Source organism: Neisseria sp. HMSC070F02, from assembly GCF_001814225.1.
GTDB lineage: Bacteria > Pseudomonadota > Gammaproteobacteria > Burkholderiales > Neisseriaceae > Neisseria > Neisseria meningitidis.
The window spans coordinates 1-6,143 of sequence record NZ_KV815417.1 but is presented as its reverse complement, the minus strand read 5'-3'; the positions used below and the strand labels follow the sequence as shown (position 1 = coordinate 6,143).

General features: G+C 51.8%; 5 protein-coding genes. 3 read left to right on the top strand and 2 right to left on the bottom strand.

Going from position 1 to position 6,143, the window contains the following annotated elements:
* Positions 1-176 precede the first annotated feature (176 nt).
* Complete coding sequence (gene yciA / locus HMPREF2959_RS05095; protein WP_002219418.1) at positions 177-623, top strand: acyl-CoA thioester hydrolase YciA; 447 nt, start codon at positions 177-179, stop codon at positions 621-623.
* 50 nt (positions 624-673) lie between these two features.
* Here yciA and HMPREF2959_RS05090 read toward each other — a convergent pair whose 3' ends face one another.
* Entirely contained in the window at positions 674-1,495 is an 822-nt protein-coding gene (locus HMPREF2959_RS05090) for an SDR family oxidoreductase (RefSeq protein WP_070696473.1), read from the bottom strand.
* Between the two features lie 118 nt (positions 1,496-1,613).
* On the opposite strand from HMPREF2959_RS05090, the gene HMPREF2959_RS05085 reads away from it, so the two are divergent.
* Positions 1,614-2,072 (top strand): c-type cytochrome, encoded by a 459-nt coding sequence (locus HMPREF2959_RS05085; RefSeq protein WP_002231520.1) that lies wholly within the window; start codon positions 1,614-1,616, stop codon positions 2,070-2,072.
* Between the two features lie 163 nt (positions 2,073-2,235).
* Here the strand turns inward: HMPREF2959_RS05085 and lst are convergent, their stop codons facing one another.
* Positions 2,236-3,351 (bottom strand): N-acetyllactosaminide alpha-2,3-sialyltransferase, encoded by a 1,116-nt coding sequence (lst, locus tag HMPREF2959_RS05080; RefSeq protein WP_070696471.1) that lies wholly within the window; start codon positions 3,349-3,351, stop codon positions 2,236-2,238.
* 434 nt (positions 3,352-3,785) lie between these two features.
* Here lst and HMPREF2959_RS05075 point away from each other — a divergent pair, with 434 nt between their 5' ends.
* Positions 3,786-6,011, top strand: a complete 2,226-nt coding sequence (locus HMPREF2959_RS05075; protein WP_070696468.1) for an NADP-dependent isocitrate dehydrogenase — start codon at positions 3,786-3,788, stop codon at positions 6,009-6,011.
* The last annotated feature ends 132 nt before the right edge of the window (positions 6,012-6,143 follow it).

Here is a 6,143-nt window from a genome sequence, read left to right as displayed (position 1 = left end):
CACTTCCGTGGGAATGACGGTTCAGTTGCTACGGCCCCACCCTACAATACGCCTTGCGAATCTGTTCCGCGCCCGCCCTTGTATGTCTCAAATGGGTTAAACTACACACTTCCCGACTTCCCGTTTCGGGCAGGGGTGCAGGTTCGATTTATATTTCAATAAAACAAGGAAACTTTATGCAGCACGAAGAAGGCAACCGCCAACGCCCTCAAGGCGAACTGCTCCTGCGTACCGTCGCTATGCCGCGCGATACCAATCCCAACCAAGACATTTTCGGCGGCTGGATTATGTCGCAGATGGATTTGGGCGGCGGCATATTGGCGGCGGAAATCGCGCGGGGACGCATCGTTACCGTCGCCGTTCAGGAAATGAACTTCATCCGCCCGGTCAAGGTCGGCAACGTCGTCTGCTGCTACGGGCATTGCGTCCGCGTGGGCAACACTTCCCTCCAGCTTAAAGTCGACGTCTGGGTGAAAACTTTGATGAACGATTGCGTTACCGAAGACCGCTACCTCGTAACCGAAGCCGTGTTCACTTATGTTGCCATCGATGCGGAAGGCAATCCGCGCCCGATTCCGAAAGAAGGCAACCCCAAATTGGCGGGCTTATTGCCTACTCCGTAAAAATACCCGTAAAAATGCCGTCTGAAACTGTCTTCAGACGGCATTTTGCATCATTTGAACCAGGACCTGATGCGGGAAAACAGCGACATACTCTGTTTTTCAAAGTCTTCCCGCACTTCGGGCACGGCTTTTTTTATCACTTTCATTCCTGCAAAAGTCTGCGCCACGGGCATAATTTCAATCGTGTTCACATTCATATGCGCCGGCCGGCGGTACAGCCACAATGCGGTTTCCGCAATATCTTCTGGGCGGATAAATTCCACACCCTCATACACGCCCGCCGCCCTCTCGTCATCGCCTTTGAAGCGCACGTTGGAAAACTCCGTATCGCCGCACAAACCCGGCTCGATATTGGTAACGCGGATGTTCTTATCCGCCAACTCCGCGCGCAAATTCAGGCTGAACTGCCGCACAAACGCCTTGGTCGCCCCGTAAACGTTGCTGCCGGCATAAGCATAATTGCCTGCAATCGAACCCAAATTCATCACATAGCCGCCGCCGCGTTCCACCATTTGCGGCAAAATTTTGCGCGTCAGGAACGTCAAACCCAAAACATTGGTTTGAATCATCGTTTCCCAATCTTCAAAATCCGCCTTGTCCGCCGTGTCCAAACCCAAAGCCAGCCCGGCATTGTTGATGAGGCAGTCGATGTCGGAAAATTCATCGGGGATGCCGTTTAAGGCATTTTCCACCGACTCGCGTCGCGACACGTCCATTTCCAAAGGGTAAAACAAAGCACCCAATTCATCCGCCAAAACCTGAAGCCTGTCCCCACGGCGCGCCGCACCGATAACGCGGTATCCCGCCCCGACAAACGCGCGGCACATCGCTTCGCCGAATCCTGCCGAAGCACCGGTAATTAAAACAGCCATTGTTTTTCCTTTCTTTCTCGTTTCCCAAACCTGTTTCAGGTATCATAACGCTCTTCAGACGGCATCGCGCCGGCTGAAAATGACAACAACCATACCACCACGACAGGACACATTCAATATGAAAACCCAAATCAGCCTTGCTGCTGCCGCCATCACACTGCTCCTTTCCGCCTGCGGAGGCAGCGGAATACCTTCCCAACCCAAAGGCGAAATTTCCGAAAACCGCACCGCCGCGTTCAAATCCATGATGCCCGAATTCACACGCATGGGCAAAATGGTCAAAGACGAAGAACCTTACGATGTCGAAAAATTCAAACAGGCTGCCGCGGCGTTTGCCGAAAGCAGCAAGAAACCGTTCACACTTTTTGAGTCCGATCCGCAAGGCAACGGCCGCGCCCTGCCCGCCGTTTGGTCGGATGGTGCAAAATTTGAAGCCGAAAAAACAAAATTCGCCGCCGCCGTCGAAAAACTCAACGCCGCAGCACAAACCGGCAAACTGGATGAAATCAAAGCCGCCTACGGCGAAACCGGCGCAAGCTGCAAATCCTGCCACGACAGTTTCCGCGCGCCCGAATAACATCCAAAACAAAACAATGCCGTCTGAAGCCTTCAGACGGCATTTTCTTTGCCATTTCACCAAGCGCAAAGCAATCAAAAATTATCGTTAATTCAAAAAATACGCCATATCCTGATTTTTGCCTTACTTACTCCGCCATTTTCTATTTTGATTTGCTATGCGATTAATCTTTATCGTCAAATGTCAAAATCGGGATGCCGGATTGGGTAAACAGGGCATACACCGGCTTGAGCCAATAATCTTCCGGAAGGGAAGCCGGTTTCAATGCGTAAACGTGCACATTGGGAAAATCCTTCATCGTCAACGCCGCGCCGCTGAAAAAGGTATAAATTTCATACCTCGTATGCGGGTTTTTCTTAATCTCGCGCAAAATATAGTCTTCGATGACATAGGGCGAATTTAATGTGGTTACGCCGGAAAGCCCGTAGGTTTGGCGGGGGTGCGGTGCGACATATTGTATGTTGAAGTTTTTTGCCGCCTTTTCCGAAATTTCCTTCATCTCCTTGTCGGGCGAACCCAAAAGTATCCGCACCGTGCCGCCCGTTTCGTCCCCCGCCTTCAGTTCGGACGCATCGAACAGCGGCAGGTAAGTCATCTTGCGGCGGCCGTCGTCCATAATGTTTTTCAAACCCTTGAATATCGTGTAATGCTCGTCGGAAGCATTGCGGGTTTTGGCGATGCTCCAATCTCCGATCATCATCCGGGCAAAATTCCGCTTGATCGTCCCGTTTACAGAAAACTCATCGCCCAAATAGCTGCTGCTTTGAATTAAATTGATTGTCCCGTCGTCAAAGGTTTTGATTTCCGCATCCGGGTAAGTGCTCAAAAAGGCGGCAATGCTGACTTTTTCCAAACTTGCCAAATAAATCCGCTTGACTTTCGGCAGCAGCATCGACTTTACCTTCAGCTCCGCCATCGTCGGAATGAAATTAAACGATTTGTTCAAACCGTAGGGCAGGTGGAAAAAATACGCCCGCTCCGCCTTATCCTTTATCTGATTGAAATAATAATCGTATTTTTCATTCCTGTTTTCAGACATCAGCACCACATAAAACCGCTCCCCCGGATGCTGCGCCATAATCCTTTCTGCCACCTTCATCTGCAATATGGTATAGCAGAAAATCAGATTGACCGGTTCCCCCTCTTCATTGAAGAGTTTGTCCTTCAGCAGGGAAACCGCATTCCTTTCCCCCCTGATTACCCGGTCAAATGTATAAAATATCCCGAAACAAAAAACAATCAGGCACAACACGGTCAAACAAGCCTTTTTCAAGCCCATATCCCTAAAACTCCATTCCGACAAATTGAACATACGCCCCGAGTGTCCCGGGACGGAAAAATGCGGAATTTTAGCAGATATTCCGACAGTTACCGAATATTATAGTGATTTAAATTTAAATCAGGACAAGGCGACGAAGCCGCAGACAGTACAGATAGTACGGCAAGGCGAGGCAACGCTGTACTGGTTTAAATTTAAACCACTATAAAATCAATTTCACCGAAAATATGCCGCCGCACATCAGGCACAGCACCTCCGACACCGCCGCCAAAAGCGGGAAAACCATTTCCCCCTTCCTTTCACGTCGCCGCGTTCAAACACGCCAAGATCGAACAAAGCGCGAACAAAGCCGCCAAAATATGCCATAATAGCCACGCACATTCCCCGCGCAATGTGTTCCAAAAGAAAAAACCAACCTACAAGAGAATAATCCTATGACTCAAAAATCCACCATTATTTATACCCATACCGACGAAGCCCCCGCGCTGGCGACCCAATCGCTGCTGCCGATTGTGCAGGCTTTTGCCCGCCACGCCGATATTGATGTCAAAACTGCCGACATTTCCCTGTCCGGCCGTATTTTGGCGGCATTTCCCGAATATCTGACCGAAGCGCAGCGCGTACCTGATGCGCTTGCCGAATTGGGCGAACTGGTGAAACAACCCGATGCAAACGTAATCAAACTGCCGAACATCAGCGCATCCGTACCGCAACTGACTGCCGCGATTAAAGAATTGCAGTCTAAAGGCTTTGCCGTTCCCGACTATCCCGCCGACCCGCAAACCGATGAAGAAAAAGCCGTGCGCGAACGCTACGACCGCATCAAAGGCAGCGCGGTAAACCCTGTCCTGCGCGAAGGCAACTCCGACCGCCGTGCGCCTAAAGCAGTGAAAAACTTTGCCAAAAAAAATCCGCACAGCATGGGCGCATGGACGAAAGACTCCAAAACCCACGTTGCCACCATGCAAAGCGGCGACTTTTTCCATAACGAACAATCTGTTACTGTACCCGATGCGACTTCCGTATCCATCGTGTTCACCGACAAACAAGGCAACAAAAAAGAGCTGCGCGCGCCTGTTGCCCTGAAAGCCGGCGAAATCACCGACGCGACCGTGATGAGCAAAAAAGCCCTGCTCGCCTTCCTTGCCGAACAAGTGCAAGACGCGAAAGCTAAAGGCGTATTGTTCTCGCTGCATATGAAAGCCACGATGATGAAAGTGTCCGACCCGATTATCTTCGGACACGCCGTCAAAGTATTCTTCGCGCCTGTATTTGAAAAATTCGGCGGCAAACTGGCCGCCGCAGGCGTCAACGTCAACAACGGTTTCGGCAACCTGCTTGCCAATCTGGACAAACTGGATGCGGACACCCGCACCGCCGTCGAAGCCGAAATCGCCGCCGTTTACGCCGCCAACCCCGATTTGGCGATGGTCGATTCCGATAAAGGCATTACCAACCTGCACGTTCCCAGCGATGTCATCGTTGATGCTTCCATGCCTGCGATGATTCGTAACTCCGGCCGTATGTGGGATAAAGACGGCAAAGCGCAAGACACCAAAGCCGTGATTCCCGACAGCAGCTACGCCGGCGTTTACCAAGCAACCATCGACTTCTGCCGCGAACACGGCGCATTTGACCCGACAACCATGGGTACTGTGCCCAACGTCGGACTGATGGCGCAAGCGGCGGAAGAATACGGCTCGCACAACAAAACCTTTGAAATCGAAGCCGACGGCCAAGTCCAAGTCATTGATGCGGCAGGAAAAGTCCTGATGCAGCACGACGTTGAAGCAGGCGACATCTGGCGTATGTGCCAAACCAAAGACGCTCCGGTTAAAGACTGGGTACAACTCGCCGTCAACCGCGCCCGCCTGAGCAATACGCCCGCCGTGTTCTGGCTCGACGAAAACCGTCCGCATGACAAGAGCCTGCTCGCCAAGGTTAAAGCCTACCTTGCCGAACTGGATACCAACGGCCTCGACATCCGCGTCCTCGCTCCCGAAGAAGCCGCCAAGTTCAGCCTGGGCCGTCTGAAAAACGGCGAAGACACCATCTCCGTAACCGGTAATGTCTTGCGCGACTACCTGACCGACTTGTTCCCGATTTTGGAACTCGGCACAAGCGCGAAAATGCTGTCTATCGTTCCATTGATGAACGGCGGCGGTATGTTTGAAACCGGCGCGGGCGGTTCTGCACCGAAACACGTCCAACAATTCCTTGAAGAAAACCACTTGCGTTGGGACTCTTTGGGCGAATTCCTCGCGCTCGCCGTATCGTTTGAACATTTGGCACAAAAAACCGGCAACACCAAAGCCCAAGTCCTCGCCGACACTTTGGATGCCGCCACCGAAAAACTGCTGCTAAACGACAAATCGCCCAAACGCAAAACCGGCGAACTCGACAACCGCGGCAGCCATTTCTACCTCACCCTCTACTGGGCGCAAGAATTGGCGGCGCAAGACAAAGATGCCGAATTGAAAGCCGCATTTGCGCCGTTAGCCAAATCGTTGGCGGAAAACGAAGCCAAAATCGTTGAAGAACTCTCTGCCGTACAAGGCAAAGCGGTCGACATCGGCGGCTACTACGCCGCCAATCCTGAAAAAGCGGCACAAGCGATGCGCCCAAGCGCAACCTTTAATCAGGCACTAAGCACCTTATAAGCACAAAGGTAAAAATGCCGTCTGAACATTCGTCGTTCAGACGGCATTAGTTATCCCTATCTGCCTGATTATGATTAAACGCCGCACCCATTGGATATAAAAAACCAGTACGGCGTTGCCTCGCCTTAGCTC